2 protein-coding genes are annotated in these 1703 nt (G+C 69.3%); both read left to right on the top strand.

The annotated features are described in order from the left end of the window. The first annotated feature begins 17 nt into the window (after positions 1-17). The gene (locus VGF12_RS22210; protein WP_070397332.1) at positions 18-554 is read left to right on the top strand and encodes a chemotaxis protein CheW; all 537 of its coding nucleotides are present in this window, start codon (positions 18-20) and stop codon (positions 552-554) included. Positions 555-613: 59 nt separating this feature from the next. After that, on the top strand, positions 614-1703 hold a 1090-nt coding region (locus VGF12_RS22205; RefSeq protein ID WP_331178228.1), incomplete at its 3' end, for a type IV pili methyl-accepting chemotaxis transducer N-terminal domain-containing protein.

Raw genomic sequence — 1703 nt, 5'->3', positions numbered from 1 at the left:
GCCCGAACCGCACCAGCATGGCCAAACGACAGTCGCTGAAGGAGCTCCAGGAACGGCTGGCCCAGCGCCTCACGGCAGCGAAGACCGAAGCGCTGACCGCGACCTGGCTGGCCATCGAGGCCGGCGGTCGCCGCTACCTGTTGCCGCTGGTGCAGTCCGGCGAGATTTTTCCGTGGTCGGCGGTGCAGGGGGTGCCGTACACCAAGCCCTGGTACCTCGGCGTCGCCAACCTGCGCGGTGGCTTGCATGGCGTGATCGACCTGGCTGGCCTGGTGCAGGGGACCGCTCGCGGCGCGGGGCGCGCCACAGAGCGGATCACCTCCGAGTCGCGGCTGGTGAGCCTGCACGGCGCCCTCGGCCTGAACGCGGTGTTCTGGATCGATCGCCTGCTGGGCCTGCGCAATCCCGGCGCGTTCAGCGCCTTGGGCGAGCGTCCGGCGGACGCGCCCGGCTACATGACACGCGTTCTGGTGGACGCACAGGGGCAGGATTGGCAGGAACTCGACCTGCAGCTGCTCGTGAGCGAACCCGAATTCCTGGCCATCGCGGCCTGACGGCGCCCCACCCGGCACCCGACGTTTTTGTTCACCCGTTGTGAGTTGGAAGGTAAACCATGGCCACGCTTGATCGATTCCAAGGGCTGTTCTCCAAGAAGAACAAGGAGGCGGATGAGCCTGACCTGGCCGGCGTGACGGATCAGGAGATCGCGGAGCTTGCCGCGGCCCGCCTGGCGCCCGACGCCAACACGGGGGATCTCGACGACAACCTGCTGATCACCGAGGACGATGGCGACACGCCCAAGGACGCGCTGGTTTCACTGCCCATTCTGGGTCGCCGCCCGGCGGAACAGCACCAGCGCTCGCTCGCGGTGCTGCTGGCCTTCGCGCTGCTGGTGCTGGGCGCCATCACGTTCTTCGTGCTGAGCCAGGCGGAAAAGATCAGCCAGCAGGTGGCCGCCAGCGGTCAGGCGCTGATGCAGTCGCAGCGTCTGGCCAAGAGCGTGTCGCAGGCGCTGGTGGGCAGCCCCACCGCCTTCCCCGAGGTGCGCGACAGCGCCAGCGTGCTGGCCACCAGTGTGCGCGGCCTCAAGCAGGGCGACAGCAACATGGCGATCGAGCCGCTGGGGCCGGAATACGGCGGCGCGCTCGACGACCTTCTGCCGCGCATCGACGCCGCCGAGCGCAACGCTTCGGCCGTGCTGGGCCAGCAGGCCACGCTGACGCAGGTGGGCGCCGCGCTGCGCACCATCAACCGCCAGTCGTCCGACCTGCTGGAGATCGCCGAGACGATCTCCTCCCTCAAGCTGCAGCAGAACGCGCCCGCCGCCGAAATCTCCGCCTCCGGCCAGCTCGTGATGCTGACGCAGCGCATCGGCAAGTCGGCCAACGAGTTCCTGACGCTGGAAGGCGTGAGCCCCGAGGCGGTGTTCCTGCTCGGCAAGGACCTGATCACCTTCAAGGAAGTGGCGGACGGCCTGCTCAAGGGCAGCGACGAGCTGCGCCTGAGCGCCGCCCGCGACCCGCAAGTGCGCGAGCGCCTGCAGGCCCTGCTGCAGCGCTACGAGGAAACCCGCGTCGAAGCCGGCGCCATCCTGGGCAACCTGCAGGGCCTGGTGGCCGCGCGCGAGGCGCAGGCCGCCATCGTGGCCGACAGCGAACCGCTGCGCGTGGGCCTGGAGAAGCTGCAGCAGGACCTCTCCGGCC

It is taken from the genome of Roseateles sp., from assembly GCF_036404855.1.
GTDB lineage: Bacteria > Pseudomonadota > Gammaproteobacteria > Burkholderiales > Burkholderiaceae_C > Pelomonas.
The sequence above is the reverse complement of the archived record's forward strand: the minus strand, read 5'-3'. Positions and strand labels throughout refer to the sequence as shown.